The sequence below is a fragment of the uncultured Mycobacterium sp. genome (assembly GCF_964249325.1).
In the GTDB taxonomy this organism is placed as follows: Bacteria; Actinomycetota; Actinomycetes; order Mycobacteriales; family Mycobacteriaceae; genus Mycobacterium.
The window spans coordinates 19363-41528 of record NZ_CAXUCH010000012.1; the positions used below are offsets into that span (position 1 = coordinate 19363).

Consider the following 22166-nt stretch of genomic DNA (forward strand, 5'->3'; position numbering starts at 1 on the left):
TCGTGCGCGGCGATCGGTCGATGGCGGCGAACACGACTCGCCGGGTGCCGGGAGAACCCGGTGTGTGGATTTTCTTGTTCGGTGACATGGTGGTGTTCGGCGTCTTCTTCGCCACCTTCATGTACCAGCGTGGGCAGGCACCGCAGCTGTTTGACCAGTCGCGCCACACCCTTAGCCTGGGCATTGGAGTCGCCAATACGCTGATCCTGCTGACCAGTTCGCTGTTTGTGGCGACTGCTATCCGGGCGATCCGCTGCGCGCAGCGTGGCGCTGCGCAGTTACTCCTTGCCCTAGCGCTGATGTGTGCCCTGGCGTTCATCGGACTGAAGTGCGTGGAGTACACCGCCAAAGTCGCCCAGGGTCACATCCCGACGCAGAACAACTTCTACCTTTACTTTTTTATCCTCACCGGCCTGCACCTCTTTCACGTGCTGATCGGTGTGGTGGTGCTCATCTTGTTGTTGACCCAAGCCCGGCGCAGTGAACTTAGCGCGACCAGAATGGCTGTCGTCGAAGGCGGAGGATGCTTTTGGCATCTGGTGGATCTGCTGTGGGTTGTGTTGTTCGCCCTGCTGTATCTGGTGAGTTGAGCGATGAACTTGGCACTGCTGCTGCGAGCCCGCTCCACGATTGTCTGGCTGGCCCTCGTCGTTGTCACGTTGGTGTCGTGGACGCTGGGAGCTGAACACGGGGTCGGCTCGGGCGTGGCCGTGGTGGTGCTTGCGCTGGCGGCGATCAAGGTGCGTTTCGTCGGGCTGGATTTCATGGAGTTGCGCAGCGCGCCGTCCATCCTGCGCGCCGTCTTCGAGGCATACTGTCTCGCCTTGTGGGGGGTTCTCGCCGGCATGTATCTGTGGCTGTGAGGTTTCGCGATGGCAGGTCAGGGCCAGCGCGTTCGGCGTGGCAGTGCTCCGGGATTGCTCGAGGCGGCCGCCCGGGAGGTGTTCGCCGAACGCGGTTACGCCGCCACCACCCGCGAAATCGCTTCGCGTGCAGGGGTTTCGCACGATCTGATTTTCCGGTACTTCGACAGCAAGGAAAAGCTGTTCTTTGAAGCCGTTGTGACGCCCCTGCTCGATGCGGTCGCGGGGTTGCACCGAGACTGGCTTGACGACCCCGCTTTGACCGCGATGGATCACGATCAGGTGATTCGGCGGTTCACCACCACGTTCTACCGGTTCATCGCATCGAATCAGTCGATTGCCCGGGCGATGGTGCACGTGTTCGCCGACGAGTCATCAGGTGATGAGCTCGACCGTGTGCGTGACCAAATCAGCGCAACTTTGCAGCCAATGGTGGCGCCGATGGAACGGTACCTGGCCGCGCAGGGTTTGCGGCACTCGTCGCCAGGGCTGCAGCTGCGGCTGCTGATGTTGTTCATCGGTGTCTCGGCGACGTTTCTGCGTAACACCTATCGCTGCGATGACGAGGTACCTGGCGCCGGCGAGATCATCGAGGAGTTGTCACTGCTCATCTCGACCGGGTTGTAAAGCCCAGTTCGCACGCGACGGCGGTAGCGCCGGCCGTTCGCGAGTTTCCCTTCCCGTTATGTAATCGGCGTATCTTCTGGTTGTGGTGACCACCCACGCTAGATGCAGTGACCGATCGCCTCTTGTTCGTTTCGATTCGACTTATTGCAGTGCAACAAGACGATCAGGCGCTTGACGACCCGTTGCTTCACTGCACCACCGCCCGAAGCGCGGCGAACTCCTGCCGGATCCAATCGTCTAGTCCTTGATTGGGGCCGGCCAACCACTGGTTGAGGGCTCGCTCGACGAGCAGCAACCCGACCGCCGCCAGCAGTCGGCACTCGCTGTCAGCAGTGGGCAGTCCGCGCCGCTGCGCGATCACCCTGGCGATGGTCTCCGCGTTGGCTTCGTGGTTCCTCCGCTCGCGACCAACCAAGGTCAGCGATGACTGGACCGCTTCGTGGTACTGCGCGATTCTGCTTCGGATGCGCTTGAGCCCCGGTGCCACCAAGGCAAACGAGTTCGCCATCGCTTCGTAGTCCGAAAGTTCCTCGGGCTGGGCTAGGTACACCCCGCTTACGGCATTGATGAAGTCGTACTCGCCAAAGAACAGCACCGACTCCTTGGTCGGAAAGTATCGGAAAAAGGTCCGCGGGGAGACGCCGGCGTTCTCGGCAATCTGGTCGGTGGTGGTGGCGTCGTAGCCGTTGGTGCTGAAGAGATTCATCGCCGCCTCGATGAGCCGCTTACGGACTTTGTCGGCGTGTTCGTTTCGCGGTGAGCGGTCGCCACGCGCCATGGCCTACACCTCCTCGGCTAACTCGGGGTTGGCCCGACCCTACAGCGATCGCGCGGGTCGCGTGGATCGTTGACAGCCGCTTGGTCAACCCACGATGCTTGTCTACAAGTATGGCAGGTTGCTGTCAGTGAGCAGAAATTATCCATGGCAGAGCTCGACCTTGATGCCCGTGTGCATATCAACGATCTGCCCTTTGCCACCGACCGAAATCGGCCATGGCGAGAACTGCGTGCAGCGGGGAAGCGGTGATCCCGGCGATGAGGTCGTGTTGACCGGCGCGGCGGCGGTTGAATTCGCTTGCAAGAAGCCCGAGATCTTCTCGTCTGCAAAGGCTTTCGACCGGCTGGGCAGCCCCGTGCCACTTGTGCCAATCGCGATCGATCCACCCGACCACACCCGGTTTCGCCGCCTGCTGCATCCATTGTTCAGTCCGAAGAAGATGGCCGAGTATGAACCCGAATTGCCCAGGCAGGCAGGCGAGCTCATCGATGCGATAGTTGAGCGGGGAGAGTGCAACATCTTCACCGATCTCGCCACACCATTTCCGTCTCAGGTGTTTTGACCCTGTTCGGGTTACGACTATCCGACCGAGACAGGCTGGTGGCGTGGAAGGATGCGATATCGGAGTTCACCCACCCGGGCAGCACCTGCATGCTGGTTGGCAGGTAAACAGCGAATCAGATCGTCGCCGCGCGCATTGGCATCGTCATTTGTCAGCGTCAAATAATAATGACAGTATACTGTCATTATTGCTTCGTTGCAGCGGCTCGTTTGAAAGGCGTGGATTTCCAATGGCACCGCAGATCGTCGTTGTGCTAACCAATGCCATCGACGGCCAAGACGATCGATCTGAGCTCGATCATTGCGACAAGGTGGACTCCGTGCGGCGACCGGGTGAGGCCATAGTGGGTGAACTGCCGGCGGTCCTGCATTATCAGCACGCGTGCCAGCGACCAACCCTAAGGGCACAACCGTGGACGGCGGCGTCGCCCATGCAGGCTGCCGGACACGCCCGCTCCGACGGCGGCGGTGCGGCTGGGCGCATCGACCGGCAAGCGGTCGCCGCCGCGGCGCCGTCCAGCTGTTGGAGTTCGGCTTTCGCGCGCAGTTGGCAAACCGTGGTGAGAGCAGCAATGGGTATGGGGGGTGGCCAATGCCGTTGGCGATAACCGAAGACCACCGCGCGCTGGCTGAGGTCGCCAAGGCGTTGGTTGCGGGTCGCGCCGGCCTCGCCGGAGCCCGGCGCATGCTGCTGGCCCCTGCTGTCCAGGGCCGATGGTGGGACGACGACGAGCTGTGGAAGGAGATGGTCTCCACCGGATGGTTGGGCCTGCACATCGACCGGCAATTCGGTGGCGAGGGATACGGACTGGCGGAGCTGGCCATTGTGCTGGAACAACTCGGCCGGGCCGCGATCGGTGGGCCGTTTCTTCCGACGGTTGCGGTCTCCGCGGTGATCTCCGCACTGGGAACCGATTCGCAGCGCCAGCGCTGGCTGCCGGGCCTCGCCTCGGGCGACGTCGTCGCCGGTATCGGCGTGACCAGCGCTGCCAGGGTCTCGGACTCGCGGGTCGACGCTCACGGGATCGCGGCACTGTCCGAACCCGGCGCCGACCTCTTCGCGGTGCAGGCGGGAGACGACCTTGTGCTCGTCGAGGCAGGCGATGCGCTGACAACCCAAACCATTGAGTCCGTGGATCAGCTGATGAGACCGATCACAGTGCTGAAGCTGGACTCGGCGCCGGTGGCCGACGTCTTTTCGGGTGGCGCGTCCTTCGCCGCAGCCACCGTTGGGCTGCTGGCCGCCGCCGAGGCAGTAGGCGGTCTTGGAGCCTGCACCGAGATGGCGACTGCGTATGCGGCGACACGAGAACAGTTCGGCCGTCCAATCGGCGCGTTTCAGGCCATCAAGCACCATTGCGCCAACATGTTGGTCGACACCGAACTAGCGTCCGCGGTCACCTGGGATGCTGCCCGCGCCAATGGATCCGAGGCCCTGCTGGCCGCGACGATGGCCGCGGCGCAGGTGCTGCCGGCCTACCAGCGGGTGGCCTTGCAGAACATTCAGGTGCACGGCGCCATCGGTTACACCTGGGAGCACGATGCCCACCTGTATTTGAGGCGCGCTACCGTGTTGCTGGCCTTCGCTGGCGCTCAGGAGGCGCTGCATGAAAAGGTGATCCGACTGCGCAGGCAAGGACTGACCCGCAGCAAAACCGTGGATCTGCCGGCTGGCAACGAACACTACCGGCAGGCGGCCGAGAAGTTCCGCGCCGCGGTCGCCGGCACCAGTCCCGCTGCGCGGCAAAAGCTTTGGGCGCGCAGCGGATATCTACAGCCGCATTGGCCGCCGCCGTACGGCCGGGGCGCCAGCCCGGTCGAGCAGCTCATCATCGAGCAGGTATTAGACGGGCTGGAAAAGCCAAACCTCGGACTGGGGGAGTGGGTGGTGCCCACGTTGCTCCAGCACGGCACCGATGAGCAGATCGAACGACTGGTGTGGCCCAGCCTCGAAGGCGAGCTGCGCTGGTGTCAGCTGTTTAGCGAACCCGGCGCCGGCTCCGACGCGGCGGCGGTCGCCAGCAAGGCAAAACGCGTGGACGGCGGCTGGTCGGTCACCGGCCAAAAGGTGTGGACCAGCGACGCGATGGCTTGCCAGCGCGGCCTGGCCACCGTACGCACCGATCCGAGCGCGCCCAAACACCAGGGCATTACCACCATGGTCATCGACCTCACCCATCCCGGCGTACGCATCCGGCCGCTGACCGAGATCACCGGCGAAACGTTGTTCAACGAAGTGTTTTTCGATGACGTTTTCGTGCCCGACGAGAACGTCATCGGTGTGGTGAACGGGGGGTGGAAAGTCGCGATTGCCACGCTGGGCAACGAGCGCGTGTCGATCGGTGGGGGATCGGTGACGATGGTCGCCGATGAGTTGCTCGAGTTGCTCGCACGCCACCGGCCTGATGATGTCGGCTTCGCACGCGAGGCCGGTGCGCTCCTCGTGGAGGCCTATGCGCTGGCTGCGCTGAACGTTCGGCAAGCGGCGCGAGCGGTGTTCGATGCCGGCCCCGGGGTCGAGGGCAACATCGCCAAACTGTTCGGCGCCGAACATGCCCAACGGGTGACAGAGCTGGCCGTGCGCATCGCCGGACCTCAGCTGTTGATCGGCGGCGACCCAGAAGTGTTACACGACTACCTTTTCAGCCGGTGCCTGACCATCGCGGGGGGAACGTCGGAGGTGCTCCGCAACCTCATTGCCGAGCGCATTCTCGGACTTCCGCGCGAACCGACGCCCACGAAGTAGAACGGAGAGTTACTGAAATGGTGTGTGCTGTTGTAGGCATTGGCCGCACCCCGTATTCGCGGCGATCTGGTCGCACAACCCGCGCGATGGCGGTCGATGCGTGCCGCGACGCGCTGGCCGACGCCGGAATGACGCCGGCCGACGTCGACGGCATCTGCACCTACATGGCAAATGACTCCGAGCAGCCGATCTACGTCGGATGGGCGCTGGGTATCGACGAATTACGTTGGGCCAACGCGATGTACGGTGGCGGGAACCTGGTTGCCGACCAGATCGCCACAGCAGCTGCGGTAATCGAAGCCGGCATGTGCCGGGCGGTCTTGGTGTATCGGTCGCTTAACGGCCGATCGGGCTACCGGTTCGGCCACATCGAGGGCCCGATGCAGGTCCACCACGATGGCCAGTTCGACACCGCCTCGGGATTCATGGTTCCACCGCAGTGGTTCGCCATGTGGGCTCGCCGCCACCAGCATGAGTATGGTTCCACCTGTGAGGATCTCGGCCAGATCGCCATCACCCAGCGCGCCCACGCCGGCCCCAATGAGCATGCCTTACGCCGCGAACCGTTGACGATGGACGACTATTTGGCAGCTCGATGGATCAACGAACCGTTCCGGGTGCTTGACTGCACTTCAGAGGTTGACGGCGCGGTCGCGATCCTGATCGCTGGGGAGGACGTCGCCCGTGACGGCCGGCAGCCGCCGGTGTGGCTGGTCGGGTCGTCGAACTCGCAGAGCGGCGCAGGGTGGACGCAGTGGGACGATCCGACCGAAATGTATTCGCGAACGGCGGGTCCGAGGATATGGGAGCGGACTGGGCTAAGGCCAGCGGATATGGATGTCGCCTGCATGTATGACTGTTTCACCTACACCGTGATGGCGACCATGGAGGGCTTCGGCTTTTGCGAGAAGGGTGAAGTCGGCAAATTCTTCTCGACTGGCCGCGCCACCTATGGCGGTGATGTAGTGGTCAACCCGCACGGCGGATTGTTGTCGGAAGGCTATATCCACGGATTGAACCACCACTACGAAGCGGCGCTGCAACTGCGTCACGCCGCCGGGGTCCGCCAAGTCGACGATGCGCAGCTGGCGCTGGTCACCGCAGGCGGCGGCCCGTTCGGCGGCGCCAACATCTATAGCCGGGAGAAGCCGTGACCGATCCTGCAAGGCTGCCGCCGGTTCCGGTACCCGACGCCGACTCCGCTCCCTATTGGGAGGGACTCAAGCAAGGCAAGTTGATGCTTTGCCGGTGCGACGACACCGGCAAATGGATCCACCCCCCGCTGGAGAGGAGCCGATTCACCGGCGGTCGTGTGCATTTTGAACCGGTAAGCGGCAAGGGCACGGTCTACAGTTTCATCGTGGTTCGCCAGGCGCTGGTGCCCGGACGGGTTGCCCCCTATGTCGTGGGCCTCATCGAACTGGATGAGCAGCCCGGGCTGCGGATCAATGCCGTCATAGATTGTGATCCCGCGGAGGTTCGGATCGGGCAGCGAGTTGCGCTGCGGATCGTCGAGCTGGGCAACAGCGGTTACCGTATGCCGGAATTCGTGCTCGACGGTTGATGCCAGCCCGTTATCCCGGCACCGCCATAGACCCCGGCGCTGGCAGCCGTCTTCCGATCCATTGTCGCGCGCTGTTCGTCGTTAGTATTCGCCAACGCGGACTTTTAGGGAATCCGCCATTCAGCCGATTTTAGCCGTAGTTGCCGCAGGTAGATGACACGACTTTGAGACGAACTGCAGATCACATCGCGTCAAACTGTATGCCTTTCCCGGAGCACGCGGCCTAACAGCATCGACCTTGAGAACCGGCATGTTTGCTGTATGTTCTTGTCGAAAGTGTCCGGATTTTCCGGCTCTGAGAGACACTGGCTGTCCGCAATTTCGGTGAGAATCACGTTGGTCGAGATGGCCGCCGGTGGCGGATGGCGGACCAGATCGACCGCTTCATGGGGCCGGTCAGCCAATCTGGTACCACCGCTTGCCGACCGCACGAAACACGTTGGGGGAGAAGCGGTTATGGCCGCCGGTGACCTCGAGATACGGATCGGTGGGGCATTTCACTTCCTCGGCTCAGGCCGACCGTGCGGTGACCCAGATCGTCGTCGACGGGGCATTCTCGCCAAGGCCGCGGAATTGATGGCCTGGGACGGCCCGCAATCGCATTGAACCGGATAGCGTCATCTCCGCGCCGATAGCTCGGGAAGAGTCCGCGAACACGCTTGCTGTACGGACAACATCGCGTGCTTTCACACCAAACGCTTCCACACCCAAAGTCGTTGCGCACTAGTCTTACCCAGCGCTAGGTGCTGTCTCCTCGCTTTCTGGCTGACCGTCCATGAAGGCCGTGTTGCCTCGATCCTCCTGCTCCCCAGTTATTTTCGCGGTCTGCCAAGAGATTGCCCTTGCGGTGACGGTGCTTACTTCTGTCGCACGGGTACGGGCGCGGGACACGACGTCATCCACTATGATGGCTTTGGTCGCAGCGCTCAGGCTCCTTGCACCTGAGGACAGCGCTTGGTGGATCTCGTCGTTGGCTTGGCGGTCGATCTCGTCGAGCTCATGGCGCATCGTAATGAGCAGCCGGGCAACCTCTTCCGCGGCATCGGCCATGGTTAGGTATTCGTGGGCATGGCGCGTCACCGTTTCGGCGTTGTGGCGGCACTCCTGCACGAACCCGCTGACCATCCACCCCGGCTGGTCCTTAGCGGCCACACTCTCGCCGACACGCTGGATCACGTCGGCACTAGACAGTAACTCGTGGGCTTTTTCGCGAAACGCTGACGCAGATTCGGCCCAGGACTGTGGGTCGGTGGCCGGCCACAAACCGCCAAGAATAACCGCTGAATACGGCCGCGTCGGCATCTCGGCCGGCGCACCCCCGTCTACCACGACACGCCCTTTATTTGGTTCATTCGTCAACGCTAACCCGTGCGCCAACGCCCTTGATCCGCTTTTTTAGGGTTGGCCGGAGGGTTACCACACCAGTGGTATCTCAGATATGGCCCCTCGCTGTGACTTTCGCCACAAGGAGCGCTGTCGTAGTGGTGGGTATCATGTCGCGCATCGATGACGGCTTCACGCTTCCGCATAGTGGACGCAATGGCTGCGCCGCGAAACATGCTGCAGCGTAGGGGCGTAGGGCTTGCGCCCAGCCGGTCCACGGTGGCGCGTCAAGGTGCCTGAGCATCGTGGTTGGGACCGCTGTGGTGCGGTGCGTTCTGCTTCAATCGAAATTCATTGATTACCACGCTTTTCGTAGCCAGCCAGGGCGATCGCGCGAAGTATGGTGTGCGGCACATGTCAGAAGGCAATGCAAAGCGTGCGGGTGCAGCGATAAGGCTGTGTCCGCCAAAATGTCGGCGGTGATAGTCACTGATCATCTTAGAGCGCCAGCTTGTTGAAGGCCACGCTGGCATCCGGCCCGGCTCGTCGAGAGGGCGCGCCCGCCGCTTCATTGCGGCATTACGCCCTGCAATGGGGCCGCCGAGGTCGTTCAGGGGCGGCAAACGCCGCCGGTGGATGAGCAAGGCCGTTCGGCGTCCCAACGGTGTGCCGGCTGGTTACGCCTCGCGGTACAGTCGAGGAGCCCCGGATCGCCGCGCCTGGCTGCCAACAGCATGCCCCGGTGAACACGGGCGCCGACCCACATGTTGTCGGCGCGGCGAGCGGTATGGGGTCGGTGCGACTGCATGGAGCACCGTTGCGCTCGCGAGTGATCACGGGCGCTGATCGCGCAGGCGGCGATCGCCTCGGTATCACCTGGGGCCTGGCTGAGGAGTACGGTGCCGCAGGGCTGGCTGAATCACATGGTGCCGCCCCAGGTGTACCGATCGCCGCGACCGTTGCCGCCGACAGCGGCGATCGCCAAGTCATACCGGCCATGGGTCAGCGCACGCCGAAAACATGGCCTATCAACCAGACCGCTGTCGATAGGCGCTGCCACGATGATGGCTCCGCTCTTGGTGGCGCCGCCAGTGCGAACTGCCGCAGCGCGCAATGAATCGCACCTTGCTAGAGGCGATCGGTCGGCACGATGCAAGAAACGCTGCGATGCAACATACGCCGCAGAGGTCGCGGCAGCCCTACCGATCCCCGTGGGCACCCGCGAAAAGTCGCCCGCCGCGCGCGTCTGCGCGACACAATCTGCCTATGCACACCTCTGACGACAGCGGCCACTCCATCGTGATCGGTGTAGACGCCCACAAACGAACCCACACGCTGGTGGCCGTCGATGCCGGCGGCCGCGAGCTCGGCGAAAAGACGGTCGAGGCGACGACCGCCGGCCACCTTGCCGCTCTGCGCTGGGCGAACAGCGAGTTCGGCACCGATATTGTTTGGGCCGTGGAGGATTCGCGAGGCCTGACCGCACGGCTGGAAAGCGACCTGCTCAACGCTGGGCAGCGGGTGATCCGGGTGCCGACCCAGCTGGTGGCCCGCACCCGCAAGACGGCGCGCAGCTGGGGCAAATCCGACCCCATCGACGCGCTGGCGGCGGCGCTGGCCGCCCTGCGCGAACCGGACCTTCCCATCGCCAGCCACACCCCGTGGACACGGGACTTGAAGTTGCTCGTTGACCGCCGCGACGACCTCGTGCAGGATCGCACGGCCATGATGCAGCGGTTGTTGTGGCGGGTACACGAAATCGACCCGACGCACCGGATCAGCTCGGGCGCACTGGCGTGGCGAAAGCAGCAAGCCCTGCTCGCGGCATGGCTGGCGGGCCGAAAAGGTCTTGTGGCCGAGCTCGCCCGCGACGAGCTCGCCGACATCATTCACCTGACGTCGGCGATCAACGCACTCGAGACGCGGATGGCGGCCCAGGTGCGAGCCGCTGCGCCGTCACTGTTGGCGCTGTATGGCTGCTCCACCCTCACCGCGGCCCGCATCATCTGGGAGTGCGCGGACGTTAACCGCTTCAAAAGCGAAGCGGCGTTCGCGCGCTTTGCCGGGTTGGCCCCGATCCCGTACTGGTCCGGGCCGCCCCGCGGCCGCATGCGATCCCATCCCGGCGGCAACCGGCAACTCAACGCCGCGCTGCACCAAATCGCGATGATCCAAATCAAAAAGGGCGCACCTGCCGAAGCGTATTACCGTCGCCGACGTGCGGTGGAAAACTCTCACCACTACGCCATCCACGGCGTTAAACGGCGCATCGCCAGAACGGTTTTCGCCCGGCTGCGCGCAGACCGCGATCGTGCCCCCGTCGCCGTTGTGTTCGCCGACCTCGACCGCCGCGCCGACGAATGGGCTAAATCCATCGACGAGGTCGAGCGCCGAGCCGACGAACGGGCTAAACGGGGCAGCGCCCCGGCGCCACGAAAAGTCTTGCGAGCTAAAGGGCGCCGACGTGCTTCTGCGGCAACGGCCTCGATATCACGGACACTGGCCCAACTCGATCGTCGCGCTGACGAATGGGCCGCTGTGCTCGACCGGATGGGCGTGTCTTAAAGGCGTTGTGGCCCAGATTTTTACCCGGGTCGCGAGTATCGGCCCCGGCCGAAGGCGGGTACCGGGAGGTCAGTGATCCTCGGTTTTCCGCAACACAATGGTGGATTCATCGACGGGTTGCTCGGGATCTGAAGCAGCGCCAGCCTCATCATTCGCAGCTTGCAGAGGCCCAGTAGCCGGCATCTCGGTTGACGGTTCGTCGTCGACCCGCCCCTCCTGCTCGGTGGCAGCGAGGTTCTCGAAGACATCGGTCGCGTGATCGGACGCGTGCAGCGCCGTTGACCCTTCAGCATCGGCCGGTTCTATTGCCGACGCCTGCGGCGCAGGTTCGGCTGAGCCGGCCGGCTCACCTGACAGGGCCTGCTCGTCCGTCCGCATGTCCGGGTAGACAACCGGCCGCACCTGTTCGCCGCACTCCGGCGAATCAGCACCGGATGCAGCGGTGGTGTTGTCGGCGGTCGTTGGGGCGTCCACGCGATACCGCGCATGGCCACAGGTGTTGAAGGGGCCACCATTGGTGTTGCGGCGCCGCCGGCGCCCGGAATCTTTCTGCCGCTCGGTGCGCAGTTGACGCAGAGTCGACTCGACGCGCCGAACCGCAGCGGCGCGCGCATCGGCAACGATCCGCGCTTCGCGGGCCCGATCATGCATTCCGGCTTGCCGGCGGAGGCGCAGTTTCTCGTTGGCACAACGTGCTATCCGCTGCAGGTCCGCCGTCAGATACTCGGCAAGCAAAGCCGTTTCCGCTGTTGTCGTCGACAACTCGTCAGGCCAAAGCCCAGCGATCACCCAAGGGGTGCAGTCAACAGCGGCGTCGAAGCCCGGGTTGGTCGGGGATTGTTCAGTGGCGCTGCGGGGGCGCCGGCGCGCGGTCAGCCAACCCAAGATCGCCACCGGCTTAGCGTACCGTCACAGCCGGCTCGGCTTCCTATGGAGTTCGCTACGGCTGCCCGCACAGCACCGAATCGAGATTGTCGACGGACCTCAGGGCCGCGATCAGCTCGGTGGATCCGCTGATCCGGGTCGCGCACAGGTCGTAGTCGGTGTACACCAGCCACGATCGATCCGCGGGCCACATGTTGTTCGGCGTAAAGCCGGTGTCGTCGACCAGGGATCTCACCTCGCGCAGGTGTCCGGTGAGCATCCGGGGACCGTCGCGTAACGGTGGGCACCCGAAGTAGAAGTCGCACTGCGCCAACGCCGCTGGGGGAGTGTGGTCGGTAAGCACCGCGATCAGTGCCTGCAGGCTTTCGTCGTCCAGCGATCCTTCCGCGGGCGGTAACAGGGCGACCGGCCAGCTCGACAGCTCAGTGGGACCGATCCGCGGACAGCTTGCGGGCGGGATCACTGCGCGATCCTCCCATTGCTCGTGCGGGAGGTAATGCAGATCGGGCCAGCGACCCGACACCGCCCAGAACCCGAAACCGGCGCGCCTCCCGATCTCGGCCCATCGCACACGGCGCCACGACCCACCCGGCCGCTCGGCGAACCCCAGCGACTGTCCCGTGGTGACCGTCAACTCGTCGAGATTGATCTCGCCCACCATGGTGGGCTGACGTAACCCGGCTTTGATGGCTTGCTGGTGGATGTCGTGATGAGTCATGTCCGCGGGCAGCTCCGGGTTTTCATACACCGCGTTGAGAATCCACAGCGACGCATGCCAGCCGGTCACCGGATCAAAACCGGTCCCTCCTGGGATCCCCCCGTCGGCCGGCAGGTCCTCACCGGCCAGCCACGCTATGCGCGACCTGGCTTCATCATCATCGAGATCATGCACCGCAGCATTGTTGCTGCGAGGTGTCGCCGTGTCCAGCGGCACCGCACCTTGTCGCTTCATGCGTTGGTCGGCCAGCCAGCAGGAAGCGTCGAGTCCCCCGCCAGGGAGCGACGCCCGGAGTCACACCGTACCCGAGGCGCCATCTGCCTAGCGCTCACGGCGCGCAGGCTGTTCAAACGCATCGACATCCTGGCCAGCACCCGCCACATCCGGCTCGAACTAGACGGGCGCCTACTCGCCGAATCGTCACGACCGATGTTGCTGTTCGAGACGCTGCTGCCGGTCCGGTTCTACCTGCCGCCCGACGACGTGGTGGTCGACCTTCAACCGAGCGAGACCGTTACCTACTGCGCGTACAAGGGGCGGGCGTCGTACTTCTCGGTGCCCGACGGTCCTGCCGATGTGGCCTGGACCTACCATCAGCCGCTGCACGACGCCGAGCCAGTGCGAGACCGAATCGCCTTTTCGACGAGCGCGTGGACGTGGTGGTCGACGGCGAGCGCCGGGAACGCCCGGCCACCAAGTGGTCGCGCTGACGGTGAAGCGGTCGCGCGTATCAGGCAAGCTGACCGACACGTCCTCGATTCCTACGCCGTGCGAATGTGATCGCGGATTACTACCAAAAGCTTGCTACTACTGTCAGATATAGACAACGCCAGGGGAGTTGGCGTCATCGTGTCTGACGGGAAATAGTAGAGGATGCCGGTGAATAATGCCGGTGTTAGCAGAAGGCTGGTGGTGTAGACAACAATGTCAGACTGCGCCGCCGGTGTTGACATTGTGACAGTCAACTGCCATCTTTGGAGGCCGTGAGAACGCCCAAGGACGCCTCACGGTGACGGACCTCAAGAGCGCTGGCCGCGTCGCTGGTTCAGGACCGCCATCGGCGCCGGATGCGCACATCAAAACCCTTCGGCCTGTGCTCTTTTGGTCGAGTATCGGTGTGGTATGCGTGGCATTCGCCGCCTATGTCTACACCTCATGGATCGTCTCGGGCAATGCGACGCCGGCTGATCCGGGACCCGATCCGATCCCGGGCGCTACACAGTTGGCAATGACCATCTTCCAGATCGTCTGCCCGATACTGGCACTTGTCGCGATCGTTTACGCGGTCCGCAAGAGCGTGCGGGAACGTCAACTCTGCGTCGAGGCCGCCGTCGTCATCGGGTCGACGCTCGCGTGGTGGCACGACCCCCTGATCAACTGGTTTCAACCGGTGCTGTTTTACAACGCAGGGCTGGTGAACTTCAGCAATTGGATGGAGAACGTCCCCGGCTCGCTGAGCCCGGGCAGTCGGCTCATGGCGGAGCCAGTGCTGATGATCGGGATGATTTACATCTGGATGCCCCTAGCCATGGGCAAGGTCGCAAAATGGGCGATGGGCCGGGCGCGACGCCAGCGGCCGACGCTGGGACCGGTCCGCACCTTCTGCTGCGGCTGGCTGGCCGTATACGTCATCGAGTTCCCATTAGAAATCGTGGCGCTCCATTGCGGGCTTCTCGGGTATCCGGCCTCGATCCCGGCGCTGACACTGTGGGCAGGCCAGACGGTTCAGGTTCCGCTGTACGGGCCGGTGTTGTGGTCGCTGGTGTTGAGTTCCAGCGGTGCGTTGATGTTTTTCCGCAACAAGAAGGGACAGATCCGGGTCGAGGGCGGTGCCGAGACGCTGCGCTGGGCGGGGGCGAAAACGAAGTCGCTGCTGCGGGTACTTGCCGTCACGGGGTTCCTGCACGTGGTCGCGATCGGGATCTACGATGTCCCGCTCAACCTGACCGGTCTGTACGCCGGGCCGACCGAAACATACCCGACCTATCTGCGCACGCAGTTCTGCGGACCTGACACACCCAGACCCTGCCCGGACGGCACCCGATTCAACGACCGGTAGGGGCGGCTACTTCAACACCGACGGCAACGCGGCGAACTCCTGCCGAATCAGATCGTCGAGAGCGCGATTTGAGGTGGACAACCATCGCTTATGGCGCGCTCGACCCAGCAGCATCCCGATCGCCGCGAGCAGGCGGCATTCGTCATCGGGTGCGGGCCGCTGACGCCGCTGCGCGATCACCTTCGCGACGGTATCGGCGTGGGCCTGGTGGTTCTGACGTTCATGACCCTGCAGTACGAAGGACGAAGCGACCGCTTCGTGATACTGCGCGATCCGCTTGCGGATGCGTTTCAGGCCGGGCGCGAGCAGAGCGAAGGAGGCGGCCATCGCTTCGTAGTCCGACAGGGCGTCGGGCTGGGCGAGGAACACGCCGCTGAAGGCGTGAATGAAGCCGTACTCGCCGGAGAACAGCACCGATTCCTTGGTCGGAAAGTAACGGAAGAACGTCCGCGGTGACACGCGGCTGCGTCAGCGATCTCATCGGTGGTCGTCTGTCCACACCCGTTGGCGCTGAACAGATTCAGGGCAGCCTCCAGTAGCGCCGTGCGCATCTTGTCCGCATGTTCGCTCCGCGGCGAACGATCGCCCGCGCCATCGGTCAGCCTCCTCAGCCGCATCGCCGCTGATGCAATACAACCACCCAAAGTGTGGTGCGTCGTTGACACCTGCTGCCGCGCCGACGATACTCAAGCATCAGATGTGACAGTCTACTGTCATAGTTCGAATTCGCAATCGCTGCGTCTGGAAAGGGTCTTCCCGACATGTCCGAAACCGCCTTGAACGGGACCGTGAACATCAACGACCTGCCATTCGGGCGGGATCGATCACGCGCATGGCGGGAGCTGCGTGAGGCGGGCGAGGCGGTGACCTCCGGTGACGAGGTCGTGCTCACGAGCGCCGCGGCGGTGGAGTTCGCTGCCAAGAGACCGCAGATATTCTCGTCGGCCAAGGCGTTCGACGTCTTGGGCAGCCCCGTCCCACTCGTCCCGATCGCGATCGATCCCCCCGACCACACCCGATTCCGCCGCATGTTGGACCCGTTCTTCAGCCCTAAGAAGATGGCTGAGCGCGAGCCTGAATTGCGCCGGCAGGCAGGGGAATTGATCGACGCGATCGTGGACAGGGGCGAGTGTGAAGTGATGGCGGATCTCGCCACGCCGTTTCCCTCGCAGGTCTTTCTGACGCTGTTTGGATTGCCGATGGCAGACAGGGACAGGTTGGTGCACTGGAAGGACGCGATCCTGCAGTTCACCGATCCCGGCAGCGGCGAGCCGACGCCCGAGGTCCTGACCTATGCGCTGGAGCTCTTCACCTACCTCAACGAGCACATCGCCGAGCGGCGAACGGACACCTCCGGCACCGACATGCTCACACAATTGATCCAAAACACCGAAGACGGCGGCATGAATGACACCGAGATTCTCGGGCTGTGCTTCATGTTCGTGCTCGCCGGTCTCGACACCGTCACCTCGGCCGTCGGTTTCTCGTTGGCCAAGCTCGCTGGGGATTACTCACTGCGGCAACGGATCAGTAACGACTTCGCTCTCATTCCGGGCTTCATTGAAGACCTGCTCCGTGTCGACGGACCTGTTCCGTTCGCTCCCCGAGTCACCACCGAAGAGGTCGAGGTAGCGGGCCGAGTGCTGCCCAAGGACACCAGGGTGATGCTGAGCTACGGTAGTGCGGACCGCGATCCACAACGGTATGACGATGCAGACGAGGTGCATCCGGACAGCAAGGCGGTGCACTTCGCGTTCGGGCGGGGTCCGCACCGGTGCCTGGGCTCCCATCTGGCGCGCTTGGAGCTGCGCCTCATTCTCGAGGAGTGGCACACCCGCATACCTGAGTACACCCTGATCGACGGCAAGCAGCCACAGGTGCCGTGGCCCACCGGCACCATGGGATTGCAATCGGTGCCACTGAACATCAGACCCGCGTAGCTATCCGGAGGTCTGGTCACCCGAATACATAGTTCGTCCAAGCGCTCAGCCGACCTTCGGGATGATCTCCTCGGCAACCCAAGACATGTGGTCGAGATAGGCGTTGAAGCCCTCGAGGGGTGGCGGGTTGACCCATGTATCGGTAACCCCGAGTTCGGCCAGCATGTTGCAGTTGTCGATCACCTGCTGGGCGCTCTGGCCGAACTGCGCATTAGGGTCATCGACGATGGCGTGCTCCTGACCGATGGCCAACACCGCGAGGCTGTAGAAGAGCGAGAACGCCCTGTCGTCAAATCCCGGCTGCGACCGCAGATAGTCCATCTTCGCCGGGAGTTCCTCGGGTCTGGTCGTCCAGGGTGCCCAGCCGTCCCCGAATCGGGCCGCTCGGCGCAGCACCGCGTCGGCGTCTCCCCCCATCCAGATCGCCGGACGGGGCTTTCGAATCGGCTTGGGTCCGAACGCCACATCCGTGAATTTCACGAACTCGCCGTCGAAACTCGGCGAGTCGCTCTGCCACAGCTCGAACATCGCTGCGAGGCACTCGTCGGTAACGCGACCACGCTTGTTGAAGGGCACCCCGATCGCGTCGAATTCTTCTTTGAGCCAGCCGACCCCCACCGTCACCTGCGCCCGCCCGCCGGAAAACCAGTCCAGCGTCGCAATCGCTTTCGCGGCGATCACTGGGTTGTGCAGCGGCAGGATTGTCACCATCGAGCCGACCTGAATCGCCGAGGTGGCACCCGCGACGAACGCCTGGGCCGTGGTGGCGTCGAAGTAGTGATCGCCCGACAGCGCGAGATGCGGGGTCGGCGTCAGGTAATGCTCGGGAAGGAACACCATCGAGTATCCGAGGCGCTCTGCGGTCTGGGCGGCCAGCGCGATGTCCTGACCGGTCAGGCCGTGCTCCCACGGCTGGGTGATCGCTGCGACGTGCATGCAGTTGGGCAGGTATACGGTGAATTTCATTGCCAGCCTTCCCGGTTTGGGTGGAGAACCCGAGGCACGCACTTTCGGCGACCGCATGTGGCCGAGTGACTAAAACATTATGACAGTCTACTGTCAGAGTCAACGGTGGACCGCTCGTCAACCAGCCGGTGCGGGCGTCGGTATCGTTTCCCATAGCCACAGTCGACCAAGAAGCGGTCATGTCCAGCACGCAAGCAGTCCAGCCCGGCGCGATCGACTGCGCGACCGATGGTCCCGCGAGGGCTGGTCAAAATGCTTGCCGAGGGCCTCAATTCCGAACTGCGTGGCACAGATGTGTTCGTGAGCGTCGTGTTCCCCGGAGCGGTCAGGACAGACATCGCGATAATTCGGGCGTGATGACTCCGGAGGGAAACGAAGCGACGGCGAACTCGATGAGGATGATGCCGGCGCCAGTGGCGGCCACCAAGGTCGTCCTCGGCATCGAGAAGAATTCCAGGGGGTCTTCGCCGGGTTCGACGCGCTCCTGCTGGACAAGCTGAGCCGCGTTGCGCCGCTTCTGGCCGCCAAGCTGGTCTGGAGGCAGATGCGCGACGTGTTGCCGCACCCGCGTTAAGAGCTCAGCAACTCACCTGTGTCCAGATCCGAGCAGGCCTCAGCGAATCGGCCGAGCACCGCTGTGACAATCTCCACCGAGTACATCTGATCGGGCGTGATCGCCCACATGCAAAAGCCCCACGCCGGGCAGCCGCGGTAGGCGGTCCACATCTCCTCGCGATCCGGCGGCGACGACACGCCAGCGTCCAGCAGCCGCCCGCGGTAGTTGTCGAGCAGTTCCCGCTCGTGCGTGCGCCGGAGGTCGGGGGCCAGGGCGCCGATCAGTGCATAGCCGACATCGTGCGACCACGACCCGCGCCGCACCAGTTGCCAGTCCAGTACACCCATCCGGCCATCGGGCAGTGTGTACGTGTTACGCGGATGTGGATCGCCATGCAGCAGCGTGATCGGCCCGCGTGCGACCTGCTCCTGAAGCTTCCAGAACGCCGCTTCCAGTGTGTCCGCGTCGGCACCCGCGGCGTCGAGCAGTTCACGCTTGTGCGGATGTTCGAGAAATGTGCGGATGATCGCAAATCCATTGGCGCGCAAGAACTCAGCGAACCCTCCGGTGAGGGGGTGCTGCAGCCAGGACAGGTCACCGCCCTCGATCAGTCGCGGACTGCCCCAAAAGGGGGCGTGCACCTGGCTCAAGGTTCCCAACAGCTCGTCGACCTGTTCTACCGAAAGCCCCGCCACGGCATCGGGGACCTGCGCTCCGCGCAGGGTGATGTCTTCACCGAGAATGATGAACTGCGACGGACCGTCCAGGTGATCTGCGAAGTACGTCTTCATCGTCTCGACATTCAAATCCGCGCGAAGGTCGCGGTAGAAGCGGGTCTCGTCGTCAAGCAGCACCGTCCCGCCACCGCCCTCGGACAATTGCACATCCACGGCGTCGGGTAGGTCGTGCACGGTGTTCAGCTGCGTCTTGAGAAAGAGGTTGTGCGGCAGCGGAGTAGCCGGATCGGCGTATTCCACATCGAGATGCACATGAGATGTGGTGCCCTGCCAGGTGCGTCGCACCGCGACGGCGGTGACCACCACCGCGGGGTCGCTGCGGCGCAACAACGAGGTCAGTACCTCAGGAGTTACGTCGTCGGCGCAGCGCAGTGTGATGGGCAGGGCCTCGCTGGTCATCGCAATCCTTTTCGGTTTGGGCCGGTGTGACAGGGACCGTCGCATTAGGCGCTCGTTGACTATGACAGTTAACTGTCATAGTGTCACAGCTAGCTCGATCCCAGGTGAAAGGCGTGTCTGCTAATGGCCCAAGACATATTCATTGTGCTGACCAATCCGATCGAGGGTCAGGACGAGGCGTTCAACAAGTGGTACGACTCCCAGCATGTGCCCGAAGTCCTCGACGTACCCGGGGTGATCGCCGCGCAGCGCTACGACCTCTCGGAGGTGACTGTCCCAGACGATGAGGACCTGCCCGCGCAGCTGCCCCCGCCGACACACCGCTACCTGGTCATCTACGAGCTGGACAACACCCCCGACGTGGTGATGGCCGAATTCCTCAAGCGGGTGATGGCAGGCACGCTGTCACTGGGCGAATACCTGGATCTGAGCACAATCTCGTTGACGGGATGGACTCCCCGCGGCGAGCGTGTGGTGGCGGATTCGTAGTGGCGGAGCTGCTGGCCGTCATGCACGCCCAACGTGCGTGCCGGCGATTCGATCCTGACGGCAAGGTTCTCGACGCTGACCTGGAGCGCATCCTTGAGTCCGCCGTTCACGCCCCGAGCGCCGAGAACACCCAGCCATGGTCGTTCGTCGTCGTCCGAAACGAGGAGACCAGGGCCCAGCTGGCCGATTGGTGGACCGAGACCTGGAACGCGGGCGGCGGCGACTTCATCCGGCAGAGCGTCGACGATAAGGCGCTGGTGGCCGACCTCGAATACGGCTTCAACCGAGGCGGATTCGCCGCGGCGCCGGTGGTCGTGGTGGTCTGTGCCGACACCGAACGAGTGCCGGAGATCTACGCACCCTCCTCGATCTATCCCGCGGTGCAGAACATGCTGCTCGCCGCGGCCGACCTCGGTTACGCGTCCTGCTTGACCACTGGGCTCACCACGTTCGGCATTGAGCGGGTCCGCGAGAAGCTCCAACTCCCCGACACGCTGCTGCCCATGGCCGCGGTGTATCTCGGAAAGTCGGCCAGGAAGCTGTCACCGCCCCGTCGTCGTCCTGCGGCATCGGTGACATACCGCGAACAGTTTGGCAAGCCCTGGTGACGATTCAATGAGAACGGAGCGTTGCCAATGCCATTGGCGATAACCGAAGACCACCGCGCTGTCGCCGATGTCGCCAAGGCGATTGTGGCCGGTCGGTCCGGCACGCCGGGGCGCGCCGCATACTGCTGGAGCCGAAGAGGCAGGGCCGCTAGTGGCGTGACGACGGCCTGTGGAAGGAGATCGTCTCCACCGGATGGCTTGGCCTGCACGTCGACGCGCAGTTCGGCGGCGAGTGGTATGGACTGCCCGAGTTGACAATCGGCTGGAGCAACTGGGCCGCGCCGCCATCGGCAGTCCGTTTCTGCCAACGGTCGCAGCGTCTGCGGTGATCGCCGAGATCGGGACCGACGAACAGCACAAGCGATGGCTGACGGAGATGTATTCGCGCACAGCCGGTCCTAAGATCTGGGAAAACACCGGACTCACCCAGCCGACATGGATGTCGCCTGCATGTACGACTGCTTCACCTACACAGTGATGGCGACGATGGAGGGCTTCGGCTTCTGCGAGAAGGGCGAAGTCGGAAAGTACTTCTCGACCGGGCGGGCCACCTACGGCGGCGACGTGGTGGTCAACCCGCACGGCGGCCTGCTGTCGGAGGGCTACATTCATGGGCTCAACCACCACTACCATGCGGCGCTTCAGCTGCGCCACGTAGCGGGGGTCCGCCAGGTCGACAACGCACAATTGGCTCTGGTCACCGCGGGTGGTGGTCCGTTCGGCGGCGCCAACGTATACAGCAGGGAGAAGCCATGACAAATCCGCTCCTGCTGCCGCCGATTCCGGTTCCAGATCCCAACACTGCTCCGTATTGGGAAGGTCTCAAGGACGGCAAGTTGATGCTATGCCGGTGCGACGATACCGGGAAATGGATCCACCCGCCGCTGGAGCGCAGCAGGTTCACCGGCGGCCCTGTACATTTCGAGGAGGTCAGCGGGGCAGGAATCGTCTACAGCTACATCGTTGTGCGCCAAGCTCTCGTGCCGGGCCGTGTGCCGCCCTATGTCGTCGGGCTGATCGAACTCGACGAGCAACCTGGGCTGCGGATCAACGCAGTCATCGATGCCGATCCGGCCGACGTCCGCATAGGCCAGCGCATCCGACTTCGGATCGTTCAACTTGGAGAGAGCGGTTACCGCATCCCCGAATTCGTCATCGCTTGATCACGCTTCGCGCAAGAGCTCCTGGGTGCCCAGGTCCGAATAGGCTTCGGCGAATCGACCCATGATGGTCCCGACGATCTCCTCCGAATACATCTGCTCGGGGGCAAGCGCCCACAAGCAAAAGCCCCAGGCGGGGCTCTCGCGGTAGGGCTCGACAACGCTTACGAGAAAGATGCAGGACGAGTCGCCGAATTATCGGCGTACGCTCGGACTGCGAAATAGGTTGGTGCCCAACATGATAACGAATACGGCGGAGTTTGCCGTTAAAGCCGCATATTCGATTTCCGCGTATTCCCGCCCGCTGCGGTCGGGCACCTGTTCGACGGCGCGGACGCGTTGGAGGACCGGATTATCAGAGACTAGTATATACTTGATCGACGTATCGTATATACGAGTGGAGGTTGACTAATGACGAAGCGCTTGATTGACCTCGATGACGAACTCTTGGCCGCCGCTCAGAAGGAACTAAAGACATCCGGCGTATCGGATACTGTTCGCACGGCATTGCAGCAGGCCGCGGCATCCTCCGCTCGCGCGCGTCAGATCGAATGGTTGAAGGCCGGCGGCCTAGGCCCGTTTTCCGCATAGTTGGCGGTTAAGGTTTGTGGTTTTGGATGTT

The 22166-nt window shown here is 63.4% G+C and carries 23 protein-coding genes and 4 pseudogenes; 18 read left to right on the top strand and 9 right to left on the bottom strand.

Translation table 11 applies throughout. The annotated features are described in order from the left end of the window. The first annotated feature begins 20 nt into the window (after nt 1-20). The 3 genes from ACFE99_RS03190 to ACFE99_RS03200 are packed head-to-tail and all read left to right on the top strand — an operon-like array spanning nt 21 to nt 1490. Nucleotides 21-590 carry a cytochrome c oxidase subunit 3 gene (locus ACFE99_RS03190; protein ID WP_375482360.1) on the top strand — a complete coding sequence of 190 codons (570 nt, stop codon included), beginning with the start codon at nt 21-23 and terminating at the stop codon, nt 588-590. A gap of 3 nt (nt 591-593) precedes the next feature. Beyond that, nucleotides 594-863 carry a cytochrome C oxidase subunit IV family protein gene (locus ACFE99_RS03195; RefSeq protein ID WP_375482362.1) on the top strand — a complete coding sequence of 90 codons (270 nt, stop codon included), beginning with the start codon at nt 594-596 and terminating at the stop codon, nt 861-863. 9 nt (nt 864-872) lie between these two features. Beyond that, nucleotides 873-1490: a TetR/AcrR family transcriptional regulator gene (locus ACFE99_RS03200; RefSeq protein WP_375482365.1), complete on the top strand. Its 618-nt coding sequence runs from the start codon at nt 873-875 to the stop codon at nt 1488-1490. A gap of 187 nt (nt 1491-1677) precedes the next feature. Here ACFE99_RS03200 and ACFE99_RS03205 read toward each other — a convergent pair whose 3' ends face one another. Continuing rightward, a complete protein-coding gene (locus ACFE99_RS03205; protein ID WP_375482367.1) occupies nt 1678-2268 on the bottom strand; it encodes a TetR family transcriptional regulator in 591 nt (196 codons plus the stop codon). A gap of 94 nt (nt 2269-2362) precedes the next feature. Here ACFE99_RS03205 and ACFE99_RS03210 point away from each other — a divergent pair, with 94 nt between their 5' ends. From ACFE99_RS03210 to ACFE99_RS03230, 5 genes are all read left to right on the top strand, one after another. Next, a complete protein-coding gene (locus tag ACFE99_RS03210; protein ID WP_375482369.1) occupies nt 2363-2830 on the top strand; it encodes a hypothetical protein in 468 nt (155 codons plus the stop codon). 591 nt (nt 2831-3421) lie between these two features. Then, nucleotides 3422-5575, top strand: coding sequence for an acyl-CoA dehydrogenase (locus tag ACFE99_RS03215; protein WP_375482371.1), 2154 nt, complete (start codon nt 3422-3424; stop codon nt 5573-5575). A gap of 17 nt (nt 5576-5592) precedes the next feature. Further along, nucleotides 5593-6729 (top strand): nonspecific lipid-transfer protein, encoded by a 1137-nt coding sequence (locus ACFE99_RS03220; protein WP_375482373.1) that lies wholly within the window; start codon nt 5593-5595, stop codon nt 6727-6729. Further along, a complete protein-coding gene (locus ACFE99_RS03225; RefSeq protein WP_375482375.1) occupies nt 6726-7139 on the top strand; it encodes a Zn-ribbon domain-containing OB-fold protein in 414 nt (137 codons plus the stop codon). Before ACFE99_RS03220 ends, ACFE99_RS03225 begins: the two co-directional genes overlap by 4 nt. Before the next feature lie 456 nt (nt 7140-7595). Then, nucleotides 7596-7745 carry a hypothetical protein gene (locus ACFE99_RS03230; protein ID WP_375482377.1) on the top strand — a complete coding sequence of 50 codons (150 nt, stop codon included), beginning with the start codon at nt 7596-7598 and terminating at the stop codon, nt 7743-7745. A gap of 123 nt (nt 7746-7868) precedes the next feature. Here ACFE99_RS03230 and ACFE99_RS03235 read toward each other — a convergent pair whose 3' ends face one another. After that, the gene (locus tag ACFE99_RS03235) at nt 7869-8315 is read right to left on the bottom strand and encodes a hypothetical protein (protein WP_375482379.1); all 447 of its coding nucleotides are present in this window, start codon (nt 8313-8315) and stop codon (nt 7869-7871) included. A 1413-nt stretch (nt 8316-9728) separates the two neighbouring features. Between ACFE99_RS03235 and ACFE99_RS03240 the strand changes: the two genes are divergently transcribed. Then, entirely contained in the window at nt 9729-11027 is a 1299-nt protein-coding gene (locus ACFE99_RS03240; RefSeq protein ID WP_375482381.1) for an IS110 family transposase, read from the top strand. A gap of 69 nt (nt 11028-11096) precedes the next feature. Here ACFE99_RS03240 and ACFE99_RS03245 read toward each other — a convergent pair whose 3' ends face one another. Continuing rightward, nucleotides 11097-11921, bottom strand: a complete 825-nt coding sequence (locus tag ACFE99_RS03245) for a hypothetical protein (protein WP_375482383.1) — start codon at nt 11919-11921, stop codon at nt 11097-11099. 46 nt (nt 11922-11967) lie between these two features. Then, a complete protein-coding gene (locus tag ACFE99_RS03250) occupies nt 11968-12804 on the bottom strand; it encodes a hypothetical protein (RefSeq protein WP_375482385.1) in 837 nt (278 codons plus the stop codon). 171 nt (nt 12805-12975) lie between these two features. Here ACFE99_RS03250 and ACFE99_RS03255 point away from each other — a divergent pair. Further along, nucleotides 12976-13340: pseudogene (locus ACFE99_RS03255) on the top strand (DUF427 domain-containing protein); the annotation flags it as partial. A gap of 299 nt (nt 13341-13639) precedes the next feature. Continuing rightward, nucleotides 13640-14689 carry a spirocyclase AveC family protein gene (locus ACFE99_RS03260; protein WP_375482387.1) on the top strand — a complete coding sequence of 350 codons (1050 nt, stop codon included), beginning with the start codon at nt 13640-13642 and terminating at the stop codon, nt 14687-14689. Nucleotides 14690-14695: 6 nt separating this feature from the next. Here ACFE99_RS03260 and ACFE99_RS03265 read toward each other — a convergent pair whose 3' ends face one another. Beyond that, complete coding sequence (locus ACFE99_RS03265) at nt 14696-15103, bottom strand: TetR family transcriptional regulator (protein WP_375482389.1); 408 nt, start codon at nt 15101-15103, stop codon at nt 14696-14698. A gap of 80 nt (nt 15104-15183) precedes the next feature. Then, nucleotides 15184-15306 (bottom strand): annotated as a pseudogene (locus tag ACFE99_RS03270) (hypothetical protein); the annotation flags it as partial. A 144-nt stretch (nt 15307-15450) separates the two neighbouring features. Between ACFE99_RS03270 and ACFE99_RS03275 the strand changes: the two are divergent. Beyond that, nucleotides 15451-16629, top strand: a complete 1179-nt coding sequence (locus ACFE99_RS03275) for a cytochrome P450 (protein ID WP_375482391.1) — start codon at nt 15451-15453, stop codon at nt 16627-16629. A gap of 45 nt (nt 16630-16674) precedes the next feature. Here the strand turns inward: ACFE99_RS03275 and ACFE99_RS03280 are convergent, their stop codons facing one another. From ACFE99_RS03280 to ACFE99_RS03290, 3 genes are all read right to left on the bottom strand, one after another. Then, nucleotides 16675-17595 (bottom strand): TIGR03619 family F420-dependent LLM class oxidoreductase, encoded by a 921-nt coding sequence (locus ACFE99_RS03280; RefSeq protein ID WP_375482393.1) that lies wholly within the window; start codon nt 17593-17595, stop codon nt 16675-16677. A 325-nt stretch (nt 17596-17920) separates the two neighbouring features. Next, complete coding sequence (locus ACFE99_RS03285; protein WP_375482395.1) at nt 17921-18160, bottom strand: hypothetical protein; 240 nt, start codon at nt 18158-18160, stop codon at nt 17921-17923. A 5-nt stretch (nt 18161-18165) separates the two neighbouring features. Then, nucleotides 18166-19287 carry a phosphotransferase gene (locus ACFE99_RS03290; protein WP_375482397.1) on the bottom strand — a complete coding sequence of 374 codons (1122 nt, stop codon included), beginning with the start codon at nt 19285-19287 and terminating at the stop codon, nt 18166-18168. A 123-nt stretch (nt 19288-19410) separates the two neighbouring features. Between ACFE99_RS03290 and ACFE99_RS03295 the strand changes: the two genes are divergently transcribed. The 6 genes and pseudogenes from ACFE99_RS03295 to ACFE99_RS03320 all read left to right on the top strand — a co-directional run bounded on the left by ACFE99_RS03295 (nt 19411) and on the right by ACFE99_RS03320 (nt 22135). Next, nucleotides 19411-19776 (top strand): hypothetical protein, encoded by a 366-nt coding sequence (locus ACFE99_RS03295; protein WP_375482399.1) that lies wholly within the window; start codon nt 19411-19413, stop codon nt 19774-19776. Continuing rightward, nucleotides 19776-20384 carry a nitroreductase family protein gene (locus ACFE99_RS03300; RefSeq protein WP_375482401.1) on the top strand — a complete coding sequence of 203 codons (609 nt, stop codon included), beginning with the start codon at nt 19776-19778 and terminating at the stop codon, nt 20382-20384. Before ACFE99_RS03295 ends, ACFE99_RS03300 begins: the two co-directional genes overlap by 1 nt. Before the next feature lie 27 nt (nt 20385-20411). Beyond that, nucleotides 20412-20769 (top strand): annotated as a pseudogene (locus tag ACFE99_RS03305) (acyl-CoA dehydrogenase family protein); the annotation flags it as partial. Continuing rightward, nucleotides 20755-21140, top strand: a pseudogene (locus ACFE99_RS03310) (nonspecific lipid-transfer protein); the annotation flags it as partial. The pseudogenes ACFE99_RS03305 and ACFE99_RS03310, both read left to right, overlap by 15 nt. Continuing rightward, the gene (locus ACFE99_RS03315; RefSeq protein ID WP_375482403.1) at nt 21137-21547 is read left to right on the top strand and encodes a Zn-ribbon domain-containing OB-fold protein; all 411 of its coding nucleotides are present in this window, start codon (nt 21137-21139) and stop codon (nt 21545-21547) included. The pseudogene ACFE99_RS03310 and the gene ACFE99_RS03315, both read left to right, overlap by 4 nt. A gap of 408 nt (nt 21548-21955) precedes the next feature. Further along, the gene (locus tag ACFE99_RS03320) at nt 21956-22135 is read left to right on the top strand and encodes a DUF2191 domain-containing protein (protein WP_375482404.1); all 180 of its coding nucleotides are present in this window, start codon (nt 21956-21958) and stop codon (nt 22133-22135) included. Nucleotides 22136-22166: the final 31 nt, after the last annotated feature.

What these genes read in the sequence shown, in the direction of transcription:
- ACFE99_RS03190 (WP_375482360.1), top strand. Translation starts at nt 21, where the DNA reads ATGGCGGCGAACACGACTCGCCGGGTGCCGGGAGAACCCGGTGTGTGG.
- ACFE99_RS03195 (WP_375482362.1), top strand. Translation starts at nt 594, where the DNA reads ATGAACTTGGCACTGCTGCTGCGAGCCCGCTCCACGATTGTCTGGCTG.
- ACFE99_RS03200 (WP_375482365.1), top strand. Translation starts at nt 873, where the DNA reads ATGGCAGGTCAGGGCCAGCGCGTTCGGCGTGGCAGTGCTCCGGGATTG.
- ACFE99_RS03205 (WP_375482367.1), bottom strand. Translation starts at nt 2,268, where the DNA reads ATGGCGCGTGGCGACCGCTCACCGCGAAACGAACACGCCGACAAAGTC.
- ACFE99_RS03210 (WP_375482369.1), top strand. Translation starts at nt 2,363, where the DNA reads ATGCTTGTCTACAAGTATGGCAGGTTGCTGTCAGTGAGCAGAAATTAT.
- ACFE99_RS03215 (WP_375482371.1), top strand. Translation starts at nt 3,422, where the DNA reads ATGCCGTTGGCGATAACCGAAGACCACCGCGCGCTGGCTGAGGTCGCC.
- ACFE99_RS03220 (WP_375482373.1), top strand. Translation starts at nt 5,593, where the DNA reads ATGGTGTGTGCTGTTGTAGGCATTGGCCGCACCCCGTATTCGCGGCGA.
- ACFE99_RS03230 (WP_375482377.1), top strand. Translation starts at nt 7,596, where the DNA reads ATGGCCGCCGGTGACCTCGAGATACGGATCGGTGGGGCATTTCACTTC.
- ACFE99_RS03240 (WP_375482381.1), top strand. Translation starts at nt 9,729, where the DNA reads ATGCACACCTCTGACGACAGCGGCCACTCCATCGTGATCGGTGTAGAC.
- ACFE99_RS03275 (WP_375482391.1), top strand. Translation starts at nt 15,451, where the DNA reads ATGTCCGAAACCGCCTTGAACGGGACCGTGAACATCAACGACCTGCCA.
- ACFE99_RS03280 (WP_375482393.1), bottom strand. Translation starts at nt 17,595, where the DNA reads ATGAAATTCACCGTATACCTGCCCAACTGCATGCACGTCGCAGCGATC.
- ACFE99_RS03290 (WP_375482397.1), bottom strand. Translation starts at nt 19,287, where the DNA reads ATGACCAGCGAGGCCCTGCCCATCACACTGCGCTGCGCCGACGACGTA.
- ACFE99_RS03295 (WP_375482399.1), top strand. Translation starts at nt 19,411, where the DNA reads ATGGCCCAAGACATATTCATTGTGCTGACCAATCCGATCGAGGGTCAG.
- ACFE99_RS03315 (WP_375482403.1), top strand. Translation starts at nt 21,137, where the DNA reads ATGACAAATCCGCTCCTGCTGCCGCCGATTCCGGTTCCAGATCCCAAC.
- ACFE99_RS03320 (WP_375482404.1), top strand. Translation starts at nt 21,956, where the DNA reads ATGACGAAGCGCTTGATTGACCTCGATGACGAACTCTTGGCCGCCGCT.